The following is an 18,122-nucleotide window of genomic DNA, read 5'->3' as shown; positions in this document are numbered from 1 at the left end:
TGAACCCAAAGCCCTGCACTTATTTAAAAAGTGCAGGGCTTTTTTGTTAATCGCGGGTTAACGTAGCCAGCTAACGATACCAACCATTTGCTCCACCAAAGGCCCGGTGCAGACATTCCCGTCGGCACAAGAGAGCCTGATTAGCCTGAGCCGATCTGCGCGAACCACTACCGTCCCTGCGGTGGCAGATGGCTCGACCCCATAACCTCCAAGAATATGCGGGCGTGCCCATGATTACCCTGAAACTCAATGGTCAAGATCATCCACTCGATGTCACCGAGGACATGCCGCTGTTGTGGGCGATCCGCGACGTCGCCGGTTACAACGGCACCAAGTTCGGCTGCGGCATGGGGCTGTGCGGTGCGTGCACCATTCATATCGACGGCGCGCCGGCGCGCAGTTGCATCACCCCGATCGGTTCGGTGGTCGGGCAGAACGTGACCACCATCGACAACCTGCATGCCGACCCGGTCGGTCAGATCGTCCAGCAAGCCTGGCTCGACACCGCTGTGGCCCAATGCGGTTACTGCCAGGGCGGCCAGATCATGTCCGCCACCGCGTTGCTCAAGACCAACCCGAACCCGAGCGACGAGCAGATCGAAGAAGCGATGGTCGGCAACATCTGCCGCTGCGGCACCTACAACCGGATCAAGACCGCGATCCGCCAGGCATCCACTCACCTGAAGGAGGCCAAGGCATGAGCCGTCTACCGAACGATTTCGCCCTGAGCAACCTGAGTCGCCGGGGCTTCCTCAAGGGCGTCGGCGCCACGGGTGCGCTGGTGCTGGCGGCGAGCTGGGGCTGGCAGGATGCGCTGGCCGAAGACAAGCCCAAGCAGTTTGGCGCCGATGGCATGCCCAACGGCTGGATCGACGATCCGAAGGTCTACGTCAGCATTGCCGTCGACGGCACGGTAACCGTGGTCTGCAACCGTTCGGAGATGGGCCAGGGTGTGCGCACCAGCCTGACCATGGTGGTCGCCGATGAACTGGAAGCCGACTGGGCGCACGTCAAGGTCCAGCAGGCGCCGGGTGATGAGGTGCGCTTCGGCAACCAGGACACCGACGGCTCGCGCAGCATGCGTCACTGGTACGAACCGATGCGCCGTTGCGGCGCCGCCGCCCGTACCATGCTGGAACAAGCGGCCGCCGCCCAGTGGAAGGTGCCAGTCGGCGAATGCCGCGCGCAACTGCATAAAGTCATTCACACGCCGTCCGGACGCGAGCTGGGTTACGGTGAACTGGCCGCTGCGGCCAGTGCCCTGACGGTGCCGGCCCGTGACAGTCTGCGGCTCAAGCAGCCGTCGGAATTCCGCTATATCGGCAAGGAAGGCACCAAAGCCATCGACGGTGCCGACATCGTCAATGGCCGCGCGGTGTACGGGGCCGACGTGCATTTCGACGGCATGCTGTTCGCGGTCATTGCGCGTCCGGCGGTGTACGGCGGCAAGGTCAAGTCGGTGGACGACAGCGCCGCGCTGAAAGTGCCGGGCGTGCTGAAAGTCATCCAGATCGAACCCCGGCCATTGCCTTCGGAATTTCAGCCGTTGGGTGGCGTGGCTGTGGTGGCCAGCAATACCTGGGCGGCATTGAAGGGCCGTGAAGCGCTGAAAATCGAGTGGGACGACGGCCCGAACGCCACTTATGACTCGATCGCCTATCGCAAGGAGATCGAAGCCGCTTCGCTGAAACCGGGCAAAGTGGTACGCAATACCGGCGACATCGACAAAGCCATCGCTGGTGCCGCCAGCACGCTGGAAGCCTCTTATTACTTGCCGCATCTGGCACAGGCGCCGATGGAACCGATGGTGGCCATCGCCCGTTACAAGGATGGCACTTGCGAAGCCTGGGCACCGAGCCAGGCGCCGCAGGTCACCCGCGAGCGGATCGCCGAACGCCTGGGGCTGCCATTCGATAACGTCACCTTCAATGTCACGCTGTTGGGCGGTGGGTTCGGGCGCAAGTCCAAACCGGACTTCGTCGTTGAAGCTGCCGTTCTCGCCAAGGAATTCCCCGGCAAAGCGGTGCGTGTGCAGTGGACCCGGGAAGACGACATCCACAATTCGTATTTTCACACCGTGTCCGCCGAGTACCTCAAGGCCGGCGTGGGCAAGGACGGTTTGCCGTCCGCCTGGTTGCACCGCACGGTCGCTCCGAGCATCACCGCGCTGTTCGCACCGGGCATGAACCACGAAGCCGCCTTCGAGCTGGGCATGGGATTCACCAACATGGCCTACGCGATTCCCAACGTGCGGCTGGAAAACCCTGAAGCCACGGTGCACACGCGGGTCGGCTGGTATCGCTCGGTGTCGAACATTCCCCATGGCTTCGCGATCCAGAGCTTCGTCGATGAACTGGCGCACAAAGCCAAGGAGGATCCGCTCAAGTACCAGATCAAGTTGCTCGGCCCGGATCGGCAGATCGACCCGCGCACGCTCAGTGAAGAATGGAACTACGGCGAATCCCCCGAGCGTTATCCGATCGACACCGGGCGCATGCGCACCGTGCTGGAAACGGCGGCCAAGGCGGCGGGTTGGGGGCGTCAATTGCCCAAAGGCCGTGGCCTCGGATTGGCGGTGCATTACAGCTTCGTCACCTATGTGGCGGCGGTGATCGAAGTCGAGGTCAAGGACGACGGCACGCTGATCGTGCACAAGGCCGATATCGCCGTGGATTGCGGCCCGCAGATCAACCCCGAGCGCATCCGTTCGCAGTTCGAAGGCGCCTGCGTGATGGGCCTGGGCAACGCCGTTTGGGGCGAAATCAGCTTCAAGGACGGCAAGGTGCAGCAGGACAACTTCCATATGTATGAAGTGGCGCGCATGTCGCTGGCGCCGAAGGAAGTCGCGGTGCATCTGGTGACGCCGCCGGGCGAGGTGCCGCTGGGCGGTGTCGGCGAACCGGGTGTGCCACCGATTGCGCCGGCGCTGTGCAACGCGATCTTCGCCGCCACCGGTCAGCGCATCCGTAACCTGCCGGTGCGTTACCAGTTGCAGGGCTGGCAGAAGGCGCAAGCGTAATGGACAGCGCCGATCTGAATGTCCTGCGCAGCGTGCTCGAATGGCGCCGCGCCGGACAGCGGGTAATGTTGTTCAGCGTGGTGCAGACCTGGGGCACCGCGCCCCGGGCGCCCGGCGCAATGCTGGCGTTGCGCGAAGATGGCGTGGTGATCGGTTCGGTGTCCGGCGGTTGCGTCGAGGACGATCTGATCGCCCGGCTGCACGATGGGCGGATTCCCGCCAACGGGCCGCCGGTGCAGTTGATCACCTACGGCGTGACGCAGGAAGAAGCGGCGCGCTTCGGCCTGCCTTGCGGCGGCACCCTGCGCCTCACCGAGGAGCGGGTCGGCGATCCGGCGTGGGTTGCCGAGTTGCTGGATCGCTGCGAGGCTCACGAAATCGTCGCTCGTGAGCTGAACATCGGCACTGGCGAGGTGGTGTTGCGACCGGCCGGCAAGGCTGACACCTTGAGCTTCGACGGCCAGACCCTGCGCGCCATTTACGGCCCGCGCTGGCGCCTGCTGTTGATCGGTGCCGGGCAGTTGTCGCGGTATGTGGCCGAGATGGCGCGATTGCTGGATTTCGAAGTGCTGATCTGTGATCCGCGCACCGAGTTCGTCTATGGCTGGGAAGAGCAGCATGGGCGTTTTGTCCCCGGCATGCCGGACGAAGCAGTGCTGAATATCCAGACCGATGAACGCACGGCGATTGTCGCGCTGACTCACGACCCACGGCTGGATGACATGGCGCTGCTCACGGCGCTTGACTCCAAGGCGTTCTACGTCGGCGCACTCGGTTCACGGGTCAACAGCCGCAAGCGTCGGGAAAATCTGGCTGAGCTAGGCTTGTCGGAAGCGGCCATCGCCCGTTTGCACGGGCCGATCGGTTTGCACATCGGCAGCCATTCACCGGCGGAAATCGCCCTGTCGCTGTTGGCGGAAATCGTCGCGATCAAGAATGGTGTCGAGCTCAAACAGAAGAAGACACTGGAGAGCGTATGAGCCGATCCATCGGAGTGATTGTGCTGGCGGCGGGCGAGGGCAGCCGCTTTCGCGAAGTGGCGGGTGCCGACAAGGACAAGCTGCTGGCCGATTGCACCGGGCGCGATGGCGCGGTGTGTTCGGTGATCGAGCAGGTGTTGGTGAACCTGCCGGCGAGCCTCGACAAGCGAGTGCTGGTGACGACCGAGGCGCGGCCGCAGGCGATGCGCATGGCGCAGGCTTACGGATGTGACATTGTCTCGATCGAGTCCACGGGAATGGGCGACAGCATTGCGGCGGGTGTGGCGGCTTGCCCGGAGGCCGATGGCTGGCTGATTGTGCTGGGCGACATGCCGTTCATCCTGCCGTCGAGCATTGAGCGGGTCGTGGCGGCGATTGCCGAGGATTCCGTCAGCGTACCGACGTTGAACGGTGACTACGGGCATCCGGTCGGGTTTGGCCGCTCGTTCGCCGCAGGGCTGATGGCTTTGTCCGGTGACCGGGGCGCCAGACCGCTGTTTGCCCAAGGTCGGGTGATTGAAGTCGCGGTGGATGACCCGGGGGTGTTGTGGGATATCGATGTGCCGGATGCGCTGGTGTTCCCGCCATCCTGATAAAACCTTGAGATATAAAAAAGCCCCGCCTGGATCACCAGGCGGGGCTTTTTAGTGGCTTTTGGAATCAGACGAGGGGTTTAGGCTCGTGTTCTTTTTCCTGGGCCTCTTCGTGTTGCTCGACCGCTTCCTGAACGGAGCGTGGTGCTTCGGCAATCACGGCTTCAACGGCAGCTTCTTCAGCGACCGGGGCAGGAGCTGCCTCGACCACTTCGGCAACCACTGGCTGGGCAGCGACTGGAGCAGCAGCGGCAGCCAGCTCGGCTTCCTTCTGCAGACGCTCTTCTTCACGCTTGCGACGACGCACTTCACGCGGGTCGTTCGGCGCGCGGCCGCTTGGGGTCAGGGCGCTGACCGGAGCTGCTTCAACCACTGGCGCTGGTGCTTCGGCTACAACTGGCGCTTCAACCACAGGGGCTTCAACGACCGGTGCGGGTTCAGCAACAACTACTGGCTCGGCAGCCTTGGCTTCTTCAACAACATGCGCTTCAACCACTGGCGCTGGTGTTTCAGTGACAGCCGGCTCGGCGACCCAGTTGAACGCGGTCTGTTCTTCGCGAACTTCACGCACGGTTTCGGTCACGGTTTCAGCGACGGTTTCGACAACCGACTGTTCAGCGACGGCTGGCGCTTCAAAGGACACAGCTGGTTCGGCAGCGACTTCAACCTGAGGCTGAGCTTCGCGAGCCGGAGCTACTTCGACTTCCGGAGCAGCAGGCGCTACGACCGGAGTGGTGGCTTCAACAACCGGCGCTTCTACTGGAGCAGTTTCCAGTGTTGCAGCGGTAGCGCGTTCAGCTTGCTCGTGGGCCTGAGCTTCAGCCGGAGCGCTGATCACGGTGCTGGCAACAGCAGCGGTAACAGCCAGACCAGCAGCCAGATCGGCAGTGCTTGGCGCCTGGGCGTTTTCGCCGGACTCGGACTCTTCCGAACCTTCGATCACGTTGCCATTGGCATCACGCTGACGCTCGCGACGGTTGCTGCGACGACGCTGACCACGGGAGCGGCGGCGTGGACGATCGCCTTCGGCGTTCTCCGAACCGTCTTCCGGCAGTTGCTCTTCGTTGGTGGTGATTTCTTCTTCAGCGACGGCAGCAGCGGCCTGTTCGGCACGCGGTTGACGCTCTTCACGCGGAGGACGTGGCGCACGTTCTTCACGCGGCTGACGGGCCGGACGCTCTTCAGCGGTGGCGGCGGCAGCAACGGCTGGAGCGGCATCCAGAGGTTCGCGCAGTTCACGTACGCGTTCTTCACGCTCGCCACGCGGCTTGCGATCTTCACGCGGAGCACGTGGTGCACGTTCTTCACGAGGCGCGCGTGGTGCGCGTTCTTCGCGGGCTACCGGTGCTTCGTCACGGGATTCGCGTGGCTCGCGGACTTCACGTGGTTCGCGCGGTTGACGCTCTTCACGCGGCTCACGTGGGGCGCGCTCTTCACGCGGTGCACGCTCTTCGCGCGGCTTGCGCTCTTCATCGCGGCGACCGTTACGGTTGCGGCTCTGCTGACGACCATTGCGACGCTCTTCGTTGCGGGCCGGACGCTCGGTGGCTGGTTTTTCAACCACGACCGGAGCAACCGGCTCTTCCTTGGTGGCGAACAGGCTGACCAGCGACTTCACCAGGCCTTTGAACAGGCTTGGCTCTGGCGCAGCAACCGGAGCAGGTGCCGGGGCCGGAGCGGCGACTTCGGTCGGAACCGGAGCGTTGGCGCGGGCCGGAGCGGTCTTGACCGCGGCTTCCTGGCGAACCAGGGTGCGGGTCGCGGCGGCTGGCTGGACGTCTTCGACATCGGCGGCAGCGGCAGCGATTTCGTAGCTGGACTGGTTGGTCGCGGCTTCCGGGCTGTCGTCACGCAGGCGCTGAACTTCGAAATGCGGGGTTTCGAGGTGATCGTTCGGCAGGATGACGATGCGGGCGCGGGTGCGCAGTTCGATCTTGGTGATCGAGTTGCGTTTTTCGTTGAGCAGGAATGCGGCTACCGGGATCGGCACTTGAGCGCGAACTTCGGCGGTGCGGTCTTTCAGGGCTTCTTCTTCGATCAGGCGCAGGATCGCCAGGGAAAGCGATTCGACGTCACGGATGATGCCGGTGCCGCTGCAGCGCGGGCAGACGATGCCGCTGCTTTCGCCCAGCGAAGGACGCAGGCGCTGACGGGACATTTCCAGCAGGCCGAAGCGCGAGATGCGGCCGATCTGCACGCGGGCGCGGTCGGCTTCCAGGCATTCGCGGACTTTCTCTTCCACGGCGCGCTGGTTCTTGGCAGGGGTCATGTCGATGAAGTCGATGACGATCAGGCCGCCGATGTCGCGCAGGCGCAACTGACGGGCGATTTCTTCGGCGGCTTCAAGGTTGGTCTGCAGGGCGGTTTCTTCGATGTCGCTGCCTTTGGTGGCGCGCGCCGAGTTGATGTCGATGGACACCAGGGCTTCGGTTGGATCGATGACGATGGAGCCGCCGGACGGCAGTTCGACAACGCGCTGGAAAGCGGTCTCGATCTGGCTTTCGATCTGGAAACGGTTGAACAGCGGAACGCTGTCTTCGTACAGCTTGATCTTGCTGGCGTACTGCGGCATCACCTGGCGGATGAAGGTCAGGGCTTCGTCCTGGGCTTCAACGCTGTCGATCAGCACTTCGCCGATGTCCTGGCGCAGGTAATCGCGGATGGCGCGGATGATCACGTTGCTTTCCTGGTAGATCAGGAACGGCGCGGAACGATCCAGCGAGGCTTCTTTGATGGCGGTCCAGAGTTGCAGCAGGTAATCGAGGTCCCACTGCATTTCTTCGCTGCTGCGGCCCAGGCCGGCAGTGCGCACGATCAGACCCATGTCGGCCGGAGCGACCAGACCGTTCAGCGCTTCACGCAGTTCGTTGCGCTCTTCGCCTTCGATGCGACGGGAGATGCCGCCGGCACGCGGGTTGTTCGGCATCAGAACGAGGTAACGACCGGCCAGGCTGATGAAGGTGGTCAGGGCTGCGCCCTTGTTGCCACGTTCTTCTTTTTCGACCTGAACGATGACTTCCTGGCCTTCGCTCAGGACGTCCTTGATGTTGACGCGGCCTTCAGGGGCTTTCTTGAAGTATTCGCGGGAGATTTCTTTGAGGGGCAGGAAGCCGTGGCGCTCGGAGCCGAAATCGACAAAGGCAGCCTCAAGGCTTGGTTCGATGCGAGTGATGCGGCCTTTATAGATGTTGGCCTTCTTCTGCTCGCGTGCACCGGATTCGATGTCCAGGTCGTAGAGGCGCTGGCCATCTACCAGTGCAACACGCAACTCCTCGGGTTGAGTTGCGTTAATCAGCATTCTTTTCATGTAGTACCGTCGGTTTCCGGGCTGCCGGAAACGGCGTTCGGCACACACGACTTCTCACGGTCGGTGTCAGGTGCGTCGGGAGTGGTTGGCCATTCCCGTGTCCAGCGATGTCCGGCCAATTGGGCCGTTATCGCGACGTACGCGTCCTGCTTGCTGTGGCTACTTAAGCACTCAGTCAGGAGGAGGAATCAACCGGTGGCTGTGGACGAGATGAAGCGTCTTGATAAAACCTGTTGCTACACAGTCCAGCGGTTGTGCATCTCCACCCTACACGTATCCCTGATAATTCGGGTGCTGCCGCGCGCAGAATCCGCAGCGGGTTGGCATTTACCGTGAGCTCCGAAAGGGGAGGTCACGCATCATGGCTAATTCAGGCGGTGTTTCCGGAGTCTTCGCTCGGGGTCATCCGCGGCTGACTGCACTTTGTGAACTGGCCGTGAATATGGCTCGCGTGGCGAGTCAAAACTCTGCTTTGCGGCGTGATTCAGGCCTCATGTCACCTGCGCTTGTTACAGCTGCAAACTCCACCGTTACGTAGCAAAAGCCCCGTAGGACGGCCTCGCGTCCTGGTGAATTGCGTTGGTCAGGGCCGGTTTTTGACCGTGGTTCCGCTGTCCAGGCCGCTTTTGGCGGCGTTCGCGACTATAGCAGCAATGATTAAGTGCTTCAATTCCATAAAAAATTGTTATTATCCGCGCCATGACGACTACTGCCCCTACGACTCCAGGCGTTCAACTGCTTGAGGTCTCGCCGGAATATGCCGGCCAACGAATCGACAATTTCCTCCTCGCCCGGCTCAAAGGCGTGCCCAAGACCTTGATTTACCGCATTTTGCGCAAAGGCGAAGTGCGCGTGAACAAAGGTCGGATCAAGCCCGAATACAAGCTGCAGGCCGGCGACATTGTGCGCGTGCCGCCGGTGCGCGTGCCTGAGCGTGACGAACCGGTGCCTTTGGCCCAAGGCCTGTTGCAGCGCCTGGAAGCCTCGATTGTCTACGAAGACAAAGCCCTGATCGTGATCAACAAGCCCGCCGGCATTGCGGTTCACGGTGGCAGCGGCTTGAACTACGGCGTTATCGAAGCCTTTCGTCAGTTGCGCCCCGATGCCAAGGAGCTCGAGCTGGTTCACCGTCTCGATCGCGACACCTCCGGCCTGCTGATGATCGCCAAGAAACGCAGCATGTTGCGTCACTTGCATGCCGCGTTGCGCGGTGATGGTGTCGACAAGCGCTACATGGCACTGGTTCGCGGCAACTGGGCGACCTCGATCAAGCAGGTCCGTGCGGCGCTCGGCAAGAGCAATCTGCGCTCCGGTGAGCGCATGGTCGAGGTCGACGAGGAGGAGGGCAAGGAGTCTGTGACCGTGTTCAAGGTCCTGCGTCGCTTCGGCGATTTTGCCACTTTGATCGAGGCCAAACCGATCACCGGTCGCACGCACCAGATCCGCGTCCACACGTTGCACGCCGGGCACTGCATTGCCGGTGACACCAAATACGGCGATGACGGTTTCAGTAAGGAAATCCGTGATCTGGGCGGCAAGCGCCTGTTCCTGCACGCCTACATGCTGACCGTGCCGCTGCCCGATGGCGGTGAACTCAAGTTGCAGGCACCGGTCGATGAAATGTGGGCCAAGACTGTGGAGCGATTGAGTGCGCCCATCTGATTACAAGCTGCTGATTTTTGATTGGGACGGCACCCTGGCCGATTCCATTCATCGGATTGTCGAAGCGATGCACTCGGCGTCCGGGCGTTCAGGTTTCGAGTTGCGTGATGATTTAGCCGTCAAAGGCATCATCGGTCTGGGCTTGCCCGAGGCGATCCGCACCTTGTATCCGGAAATCAGCGATACCGAAATGACCTTGTTTCGCGAGTATTACGCCGATCACTACATCGCTGCAGAAGCCGTGCCTTCGCCGTTGTTCGAAGGCGTAGTCGAGTCGATGGCGTCCTTTCGCGAGCAGGGCTATCACCTGGCTGTCGCGACCGGCAAGAATCGTCGCGGGCTGGATCGGGTGCTCAAGGCCAATGGCTGGGAAGATTATTTCGATATCACCCGCGCAGCCGATGAAACTGCAAGCAAGCCGCACCCTCTGATGCTGGAGCAGATCCTTGCGCATTGCGGTGTGCGTGCCGAGCAAGCGCTGATGGTCGGTGATTCGTCCTTCGATCTGCTGATGGCGCGCAATGCGGGGATGGATTCGGTGGCGGTCAGTTATGGCGCGCAATCGATCGAATCACTGCAGCAGTTCGAGCCGCGACTGTCGATCGACCATTTTTCCGAATTGCACGCCTGGCTGGGGCAGCAGGCTTAATACGTTTTTGCTGGGGTGGATGGCATGACCGACGAATGGAAAGCACCGGCCAAGGCAACTGCCGACGACGGTGATGCGAAAAGCTGGAAGCTGCTGGAAAAGACTCTGCTGGCCGGCGTGCAGGAGCAGCGTCGTTCGCGGCGCTGGGGCATCTTCTTCAAGTTGCTGACCTTTGTTTATCTGTTTGTTGCGCTGATCCTGTTCACGCCGTTGATGGACATGGAAAAAAGTGCCACCCGCAGCGGCAACTACACCGCGCTGATCGACGTCACCGGAATGATTGCCGACAAGGAGCCGGCCAGCGCCGACAATATCGTCGGCAGCCTGCGCGCGGCGTTCGAGGACAAGAAGGTCAAGGGCGTAATCCTGCGCATCAACAGTCCGGGCGGCAGTCCGGTGCAGTCGGGTTATGTCTATGACGAGATCAAGCGCCTGCGCGGCCTGCATCCCGACACCAAGCTGTACGCGGTGATTTCCGACCTGGGCGCTTCCGGTGCCTATTACATTGCCAGTGCGGCGGATCAGATTTATGCCGACAAGGCCAGTCTGGTCGGTTCCATTGGTGTGACGGCGGCCGGTTACGGGTTTGTCGGCACCATGGAAAAGCTGGGCGTCGAGCGTCGCACTTACACGTCCGGCGAGCACAAGGCGTTCCTCGATCCGTTCCAGCCGCAGAAGCCGGAAGAAACGGCGTTCTGGCAGGGTGTGCTGGATACCACGCACAAGCAGTTCATCAACAGCGTCAAGCAGGGGCGTGGCGATCGCCTGAAGGACAAGGAGCATCCGGAGCTGTTCTCCGGGCTGGTCTGGTCTGGCGAGCAGGCGCTGCCATTGGGGCTGATCGATGGGCTGGGCAATGCCAGTTCGGTGGCGCGTGAGGTGATTGGCGAAAAAGAGCTGGTGGACTTCACCGTTCAGGAATCGCCGTTCGACCGCTTCTCGAAGAAGCTCGGTGCCAGCGTTGCCGAGAAGCTGGCAATGTGGATGGGTTTCAACGGCCCGTCGTTGCGTTGATCGAATGCTGCAAGAAAGACCGGCCTGAGGGCCGGTTTTTTGTGGGTCAGGGAATCTGTACGCCTTCGACCAGCAGCATGTCGATCAGGCGAATCAGCGGCAGGCCGATCAGGCTCGTGGCGTCCGGGCCTTCGGTGGACTGAAACAGGCTCACACCCAGTCCTTCGGCCTTGAAGCTGCCGGCGCAGTCGTAGGGCTGCTCGGCGCGCAGATAGCGCTCGACGCGGGCCTGGTCCAGTACGCGCATGTGCACGGTGAAAGGCACGCAGTCGACCTGGCAGTGGCCGGTCTGGCTGTTGAGCAGGGCCAGGCCGGTGAGGAAGGTCACGCTGGCGCCGCTGGCGGCCATCAGTTGTTCGCGGGCGTTTTCGAAGGTGTGCGGCTTGCCGATGATGCGCTCGCCGAGTACCGCAACCTGATCGGAGCCGATGATCAAGTGAGCGGGGTGGCTGTCGGCCAAGGCTCGGGCCTTTTGTTCGGCGAGGCGCTTGACCAGCTCGATTGCCGACTCGTCCGGGCGATGGCTTTCATCGATATTCGGTGAGCTGCAGACGAACGGCAGGCGCAGGCGGCTGAGCAATTCTCGACGATAGGTCGAGCTTGAAGCGAGTAATAAAGGCAGCATTCGCATCTCCAGAGGCAGGCGACAGATTCTAGCGGAGCCGCGCAAGTGACGGACAGGGCACAATTTCCTTTGACATGGGTGGGTGCATCCCTATAATGCTGCGCCTATGTTGAATGACCCGATTCCACCTCACGTTGACCCGCGCAAATTGGCTGACCGTGGCACCACCCTTCAAGGTGAACTGCTGCTGGCCGATTTGAAGAGACTCTGCGACCCGCTTTCCGACGATGTCGGTACGGTGCAGGCAAAATTCGTTTTTGAACGAGATGAACGTAAATCTGTGGTGATCCACAGCTTTATCGACACCGAAGTCAAAATGGTTTGCCAGCGTTGTCTTGAGCTGGTCACCCTGCCGATCCACAGCGAATGCAGTTACGCTGTTGTGAAGGAGGGTGCGAATACCCAGTCGTTGCCGAAAGGTTATGACGTGCTGGAACTGGGCGAAGATCCATTGGATCTGCAGTCACTGATCGAGGAGGAGCTTCTGCTCGCCTTGCCCATTGTGCCTGCTCATCATCCGGAAGAATGCCAGCAGCCGGCGGGAGCAGATGAGCCCGAACCGAGCGAGGACGAGGTAACGCGGTCCAACCCGTTCAGTGTATTGGCGCAGTTAAAGCGTGACCCAAACGTTTAGGAGTTAATCAATTATGGCTGTTCAGCAGAACAAAAAATCCCGCTCTGCCCGTGACATGCGCCGTTCGCACGACGCTCTCGAGGCTAGCACCCTGTCTGTAGAAAAAACCACTGGTGAAGTTCACCTGCGTCACCACGTATCGCCAGAAGGCGTATACCGTGGCCGTAAAGTGATCGACAAGGGCGCTGACGAGTAATCACTTGTCCGCTCAAGTCATCGCGATTGACGCAATGGGCGGGGACTTCGGTCCCCGCAGCATTGTTCAGGCCAGCCTTGCTTGCCTTTCTGCTACACCCTCGCTGCACTTGACCCTCGTCGGTCAACCTTCCCTTCTTGAAGAACTGATCACCGGCCAATCGGCTGCCGATCGCGCGCGCCTGACGATTGTCCCGGCGTCCGAAGTCATCACCATGGACGAAAAACCTGCCCAGGCCCTGCGTGGCAAGCCGGACTCGTCGATGCGTGTCGCCCTCGAGTTGCTGCGTGATGGCAAGGTCCAGGCCTGTGTCAGTGCCGGCAATACCGGGGCACTGATGGCCCTGTCGCGATTCGTGCTCAAGACCCTGCCGGGGATTGATCGTCCGGCCATGGTCGCCGCCATCCCCACCCAGAAGGGCTACTGCCAGTTGCTTGATCTCGGCGCCAACGTCGATTGCAGTGCCGAGCACTTGTTGCAGTTCGCCGTGATGGGGTCCGTGGCCGCGCAAACCCTTGGCATTGCCCGTCCGCGTGTTGCGCTGCTGAATATCGGCACCGAAGACATCAAGGGCAATCAGCAGGTCAAACTGGCTGCGACGTTGCTGCAGGCTGCACGGGGCATTAACTACATCGGTTTCATCGAAGGTGACGGCTTGTATCGCGGCGAGGCGGATGTGGTGGTTTGCGACGGTTTTGTCGGCAATATACTGCTCAAGTCCAGCGAAGGCCTGGCGACGATGATCGCTGCGCGTATCGAGGCGTTGTTCAAGAAAAATCTCGCCTCCCGCGCAGTCGGTGCACTGGCGTTGCCCTTGATGAAGCGATTGCAGGCTGATCTGGCGCCAGCGCGACACAACGGCGCGAGCTTCCTCGGTTTGCAGGGCATTGTCGTGAAGAGTCACGGTTCGGCCGGGGTTCAGGGGTTTCAGAGTGCGATTCAGCGAGCGCTGATCGAGATTCAGGAGAACCTTCCCGAGCGCCTGCACGGCCGTCTGGAGGATTTGTTGTCTTAGGCGTTTTCGTCGGACAATGCTTAAATGTGACCGCCCGGTTCAAAGGGCCATCCAACTGTCAGTTTCTTGCGTCCCTCTAGCGGGATGCCATTTTTCCGACGACAAGATCATTAGGGGCTTGTTACATGTCTGCTTCCCTCGCATTCGTCTTTCCAGGACAGGGTTCGCAGTCCCTCGGCATGCTGGCCGAGCTGGGCGCGCAACATCCGCTGATCCTCGAAACTTTCAAAGAAGCATCCGATGCTCTGGGCTATGACCTGTGGGCACTGACCCAGCAGGGCCCGGAAGAGCTGCTCAATCAAACCGACAAAACCCAGCCGGCCATTCTGACCGCTTCGATCGCCCTGTGGCGTCTGTGGCTGGCTGAAGGTGGCGTGCGTCCGGCCTTCGTTGCCGGTCACAGCCTGGGTGAATACAGCGCGCTGGTCGCTGCTGGCAGCTTGAGCCTGGCCGACGCGGTAAAGCTCGTCGAGCGCCGTGGCCAATTGATGCAGGAAGCCGTACCGGCCGGGCAGGGCGGCATGGCTGCCATCCTCGGTCTGGAAGATGCTGATGTTCTCGCTGCCTGTGCCGAAGCGGCGCAAGGCGAAGTGGTCAGCGCAGTGAACTTCAACTCCCCGGGCCAGGTGGTGATCGCCGGTGCCAAGGCTGCCGTTGAGCGTGCCATCGAAGGCTGCAAGGCCCGTGGCGCCAAGCGTGCCATGCCGCTGCCGGTCAGCGTGCCGTCGCACTGCGAACTGATGCGCCCGGCTGCCGAGCGCTTCGCCGAGTCCATTGCTGCCATCGACTGGCAGGCGCCGCAAATCCCTGTGGTACAGAACGTCAGCGCTCAGGTGCCGGCGGATCTGGAAACCCTCAAGCGCGATCTGCTGGAGCAGCTCTACAAACCGGTTCGCTGGGTTGAATCGGTCCAGACCCTGGCCGCCAAAGGCGCGACCAACCTGGTCGAATGTGGCCCTGGCAAAGTGCTGGCCGGTCTGAACAAACGTTGCGCCGAAGGCGTTTCGACTTCCAACCTCAATACCCCAGACGCTTTCGCTGCTGCTCGCGCAGCGGCTGTCTGAATCAGGAGAAGCTTGCATGAGTCTGCAAGGTAAAGTTGCACTGGTCACCGGCGCAAGCCGTGGCATCGGCCAGGCTATCGCACTGGAACTGGGTCGTCAGGGCGCCATCGTTGTTGGCACCGCGACTTCCGCTTCGGGCGCCGAGCGTATTGCTGCGACCCTGAAGGAAAACGGCATTCAGGGCGCAGGTTTCGAACTGAACGTCACCAGCGACGAATCGGTCACCAAAGTGCTGGCGAGTATCCAGGAGCAGTTCGGTGCGCCGGTGGCGATTCTGGTCAACAATGCCGGCATCACCCGCGACAACCTGATGATGCGCATGAAAGACGACGAGTGGTACGACGTGATCGATACCAACCTGAACAGTCTGTATCGCCTGTCCAAGGGCGTTCTGCGCGGCATGACCAAGGCGCGTTGGGGCCGAATTATCAGTATTGGCTCGGTGGTGGGTGCCATGGGCAACGCTGGCCAAGTAAACTATGCAGCCGCCAAGGCCGGGCTGGAAGGTTTCAGCCGTGCCATGGCGCGTGAAGTCGGTTCGCGTTCGATTACGGTCAACTCGGTAACCCCAGGGTTTATCGACACCGATATGACGCGCGAGCTGCCTGAAGCACAGCGTGAAGCCTTGCAGACGCAGATTCCGCTGGGCCGTCTGGGACAAGCTCAAGAGATCGCGTCCGTGGTCGCTTTTCTTGCATCCGACGGTGCGGCATACGTGACCGGGGCTACAATCCCGGTTAACGGCGGGATGTACATGTAATTCAAATGTGACGGATTGCTTCAAAAAAATGTCATACGAGCTGTCTAAAATCCGTTATAAAGCTGCAATCTATTTATAGGCAGAGGGCCGCAGGGTTTGAGGAGTGAAGCTTTCAGTTGAAAAGCTGAAAAGTCTTTCTATACACTTACCCACTGGCCAGCTGCCTGAATTTGTCCATTAGGAGTGAAAACAAGGTATGAGCACCATCGAAGAGCGCGTCAAGAAAATCGTTGCCGAGCAACTGGGTGTTAAAGAAGAAGAAGTGGTCAACACCGCTTCCTTCGTAGAAGACCTGGGTGCCGACTCCCTTGACACCGTTGAGCTGGTGATGGCTCTGGAAGAGGAATTCGAGACCGAAATCCCTGACGAAGAAGCTGAGAAGATCACTACTGTACAAGCTGCAATCGACTACGTTACTAGCCACCAGGCGTAATAGTTTGTAATCGTTGCTTGCTGTCATGGAAAAACCGCACTGCCATCATGGCGTGCGGTTTTTTCTTTAGGCCTGATGCAAAGTCGTCATTTGAAAAAGGAGAGTGCTGTGTCGCGTAGACGCGTCGTAGTCACCGGTATGGGTATGTTGTCGCCACTGGGCACGGATGTGCCGAGCAGTTGGCAGGGCATTCTGGCTGGCCGCAGTGGCATTGGTCTGATCGAACACACCGACCTTTCTGCCTATTCCACCCGCTTTGGCGGCTCGGTAAAGGGCTTCAATGTCGAGGAATACCTGTCGGTCAAGGAAGCGCGCAAGCTCGACCTGTTCATTCAGTACGGTCTGGCGGCCGGCTTTCAAGCCGTACGCAATGCCGGTCTGGAAGTCACCGATGCCAACCGTGAACGCATTGGCGTGGCCATGGGTTCGGGTATCGGCGGTCTGACCAACATCGAAGAAACCAGCCGCACCCTGCACGAGACCGGCCCGCGCCGGATTTCTCCGTTCTTTGTGCCTGGCTCGATCATCAATATGATTTCCGGTTTCCTGTCCATCCACCTGGGTGCACAGGGGCCTAACTACGCCATCGCCACGGCGTGTACCACCGGTACGCACTGCATCGGCATGGCGGCGCGCAACATCATGTACGACGAAGCCGACGTGATGATTGCCGGCGGTGCCGAGATGGCTGCGTGCGGTCTGGGCATGGGCGGCTTCGGTGCTTCCCGTGCGCTGTCGACCCGCAACGACGAACCGACCCGCGCCAGCCGTCCGTGGGACAAGGGCCGTGACGGCTTCGTGCTGTCCGACGGTGCCGGCGCCCTGGTACTCGAAGAGCTTGAGCACGCCAAGGCCCGTGGCGCGACCATCTACGCCGAGCTGATCGGTTTCGGCACCAGTGGCGACGCCTTCCACATGACTTCGCCACCCGCCGACGGCGCCGGTGCGGCACGTTGCATCACCAACGCGCTGCGCGATGCGAAGATCAACGTCGATCAAGTGCAATACATCAACGCCCACGGCACTTCGACCCCGGCCGGCGACCTCGCTGAAGCCAACGCGATCAAGTCGGTGTTCGGTGATCACGCCTACAAGCTGGCGGTCAGCTCCACCAAGTCCATGACCGGTCACCTGCTGGGTGCGGCGGGCGCGGTCGAGGCGATCTTCAGCGTGCTGGCGATCAACAGCCAGGTGGCACCGCCGACCATCAACCTCGATGAGCCGGACGAAGGCTGCGACCTCGATTTCGTGCCGCACACCGCGCGCAACATGGACATCGATGTCGTGCTGTCCAACTCGTTCGGATTTGGCGGCACCAACGGCACGTTGGCGTTCCGTCGGTTCGCCGGCTGATGGACTGCTGGGTCGACGGTCTGCCGGCTGACGCTCTGTCGCTGAAAGATCGCGGCCTGGCTTACGGCGACGGTCTGTTCGAGACCATCGCCGTGCGTGGCGGCCAGCCGTTGCTGCTGGATCGGCATCTGACGCGTCTGGCCGACGGCTGTACACGTCTGGCCATTGCGACGGACGTCGAGCTGATTCGCCATGAGCTGCAATCCTATGCCGCCGCGATGGGCGAGGGCGTGCTCAAGCTCATCCTCACCCGTGGCGACGGATTGCGCGGTTATGCGCCGGATCCTTCGGCGCAGGGCCGACGCATTCTGCAAGGCAATCCTCCCGCCGCTTATCCAGCGGCCCACGCCGAACAGGGCGTTCGCTTGTTTCCTTGCAGCACGCGTTTGTCCAGACAGCCGTTGCTCGCCGGGCTCAAACACCTCAATCGACTGGAGCAGGTCATTGCCCGCGCCGAATGGCGGGACAGTGAGCACGCCGAAGGTTTGATGCTCGATCAGGCGGGTCGAGTGATCGAGGGAGTCTTCAGCAACCTGTTCCTGGTGCGTGACGGTGTGCTGATCACGGCGGACCTGAAACGTTGCGGCGTGGCCGGCGTGATGCGCGCAGAAATATTGTTTCAGGCCGAGTCCCTGGGCATTCCCGTGCAAATCACCGACATCCCCCTCGAACAGCTGCAATGGGCTGATGAAGTCTTTGTCTGCAACAGCGTGTATGGCGTCTGGCCCGTACGCGCCTGTGCTGCTCTGAGCTGGCCGGTTGGCCCGCTCACCCGTAAACTGCAAACCATTGCCCGCGCGCTACTGGATGCCTGATTC

General features: G+C 61.1%; 17 protein-coding genes. 15 read left to right on the top strand and 2 right to left on the bottom strand.

Annotated features, from left to right (window positions below; genetic code table 11):
* The first annotated feature begins 230 nt into the window (after positions 1-230).
* From PDR5_RS20960 to PDR5_RS20945, 4 genes are read left to right on the top strand one after another with little or no spacing between them, the layout of a single operon-like run.
* Positions 231-701 carry a (2Fe-2S)-binding protein gene (locus tag PDR5_RS20960; RefSeq protein ID WP_039770687.1) on the top strand — a complete coding sequence of 157 codons (471 nt, stop codon included), beginning with the start codon at positions 231-233 and terminating at the stop codon, positions 699-701.
* Positions 698-3,019 (top strand): xanthine dehydrogenase family protein molybdopterin-binding subunit, encoded by a 2,322-nt coding sequence (locus tag PDR5_RS20955; RefSeq protein WP_064598564.1) that lies wholly within the window; start codon positions 698-700, stop codon positions 3,017-3,019. Before PDR5_RS20960 ends, PDR5_RS20955 begins: the two co-directional genes overlap by 4 nt.
* Entirely contained in the window at positions 3,019-3,999 is a 981-nt protein-coding gene (locus PDR5_RS20950) for an XdhC family protein (RefSeq protein ID WP_064598562.1), read from the top strand. Before PDR5_RS20955 ends, PDR5_RS20950 begins: the two co-directional genes overlap by 1 nt.
* Positions 3,996-4,592: a nucleotidyltransferase family protein gene (locus tag PDR5_RS20945; RefSeq protein ID WP_064598560.1), complete on the top strand. Its 597-nt coding sequence runs from the start codon at positions 3,996-3,998 to the stop codon at positions 4,590-4,592. Before PDR5_RS20950 ends, PDR5_RS20945 begins: the two co-directional genes overlap by 4 nt.
* Before the next feature lie 67 nt (positions 4,593-4,659).
* Here PDR5_RS20945 and rne read toward each other — a convergent pair whose 3' ends face one another.
* Positions 4,660-7,899, bottom strand: coding sequence for a ribonuclease E (gene rne, locus PDR5_RS20940; RefSeq protein WP_064598558.1), 3,240 nt, complete (start codon positions 7,897-7,899; stop codon positions 4,660-4,662).
* 699 nt (positions 7,900-8,598) lie between these two features.
* Between rne and rluC the strand changes: the two genes are divergently transcribed.
* Genes rluC through PDR5_RS20925 form a run of 3 tightly spaced genes read left to right on the top strand, consistent with a single transcriptional unit; the run spans position 8,599 to position 11,224 of the window.
* Positions 8,599-9,561: a 23S rRNA pseudouridine(955/2504/2580) synthase RluC gene (rluC, locus tag PDR5_RS20935; protein ID WP_039770677.1), complete on the top strand. Its 963-nt coding sequence runs from the start codon at positions 8,599-8,601 to the stop codon at positions 9,559-9,561.
* Complete coding sequence (locus PDR5_RS20930) at positions 9,548-10,210, top strand: HAD-IA family hydrolase (protein WP_064598557.1); 663 nt, start codon at positions 9,548-9,550, stop codon at positions 10,208-10,210. Before rluC ends, PDR5_RS20930 begins: the two co-directional genes overlap by 14 nt.
* 24 nt (positions 10,211-10,234) lie before the next feature.
* Entirely contained in the window at positions 10,235-11,224 is a 990-nt protein-coding gene (locus PDR5_RS20925; RefSeq protein ID WP_064598555.1) for a S49 family peptidase, read from the top strand.
* Positions 11,225-11,270: 46 nt separating this feature from the next.
* Here the strand turns inward: PDR5_RS20925 and PDR5_RS20920 are convergent, their stop codons facing one another.
* On the bottom strand, positions 11,271-11,849 hold the full coding sequence (locus PDR5_RS20920) for a Maf family protein (protein WP_064598552.1): 579 nt from the start codon (positions 11,847-11,849) through the stop codon (positions 11,271-11,273).
* Positions 11,850-11,955: 106 nt separating this feature from the next.
* Here PDR5_RS20920 and PDR5_RS20915 point away from each other — a divergent pair, with 106 nt between their 5' ends.
* The 8 genes from PDR5_RS20915 to pabC all read left to right on the top strand — a co-directional run bounded on the left by PDR5_RS20915 (position 11,956) and on the right by pabC (position 18,119).
* On the top strand, positions 11,956-12,483 hold the full coding sequence (locus PDR5_RS20915; RefSeq protein WP_003204262.1) for a YceD family protein: 528 nt from the start codon (positions 11,956-11,958) through the stop codon (positions 12,481-12,483).
* A gap of 13 nt (positions 12,484-12,496) precedes the next feature.
* Entirely contained in the window at positions 12,497-12,679 is a 183-nt protein-coding gene (rpmF, locus tag PDR5_RS20910; protein ID WP_003179396.1) for a 50S ribosomal protein L32, read from the top strand.
* A 4-nt stretch (positions 12,680-12,683) separates the two neighbouring features.
* Positions 12,684-13,694, top strand: a complete 1,011-nt coding sequence (plsX, locus tag PDR5_RS20905) for a phosphate acyltransferase PlsX (protein WP_074688106.1) — start codon at positions 12,684-12,686, stop codon at positions 13,692-13,694.
* A gap of 125 nt (positions 13,695-13,819) precedes the next feature.
* Positions 13,820-14,758, top strand: coding sequence for an ACP S-malonyltransferase (gene fabD / locus PDR5_RS20900; protein ID WP_064598550.1), 939 nt, complete (start codon positions 13,820-13,822; stop codon positions 14,756-14,758).
* Positions 14,759-14,774: 16 nt separating this feature from the next.
* A complete protein-coding gene (gene fabG / locus PDR5_RS20895; protein ID WP_007950790.1) occupies positions 14,775-15,518 on the top strand; it encodes a 3-oxoacyl-ACP reductase FabG in 744 nt (247 codons plus the stop codon).
* A gap of 196 nt (positions 15,519-15,714) precedes the next feature.
* Positions 15,715-15,951, top strand: a complete 237-nt coding sequence (gene acpP, locus PDR5_RS20890) for an acyl carrier protein (protein ID WP_003175607.1) — start codon at positions 15,715-15,717, stop codon at positions 15,949-15,951.
* Between the two features lie 108 nt (positions 15,952-16,059).
* Positions 16,060-17,304 carry a beta-ketoacyl-ACP synthase II gene (gene fabF, locus PDR5_RS20885; RefSeq protein WP_007908259.1) on the top strand — a complete coding sequence of 415 codons (1,245 nt, stop codon included), beginning with the start codon at positions 16,060-16,062 and terminating at the stop codon, positions 17,302-17,304.
* Positions 17,304-18,119: an aminodeoxychorismate lyase gene (pabC, locus tag PDR5_RS20880; protein WP_064598548.1), complete on the top strand. Its 816-nt coding sequence runs from the start codon at positions 17,304-17,306 to the stop codon at positions 18,117-18,119. Before fabF ends, pabC begins: the two co-directional genes overlap by 1 nt.
* The last annotated feature ends 3 nt before the right edge of the window (positions 18,120-18,122 follow it).

The sequence above is a fragment of the Pseudomonas sp. DR 5-09 genome (assembly GCF_001655595.1).
GTDB classification, from domain to species: domain Bacteria; phylum Pseudomonadota; class Gammaproteobacteria; order Pseudomonadales; family Pseudomonadaceae; genus Aquipseudomonas; species Aquipseudomonas pharyngis.
This window is presented reverse-complemented; position numbering and strand designations above follow the sequence as displayed.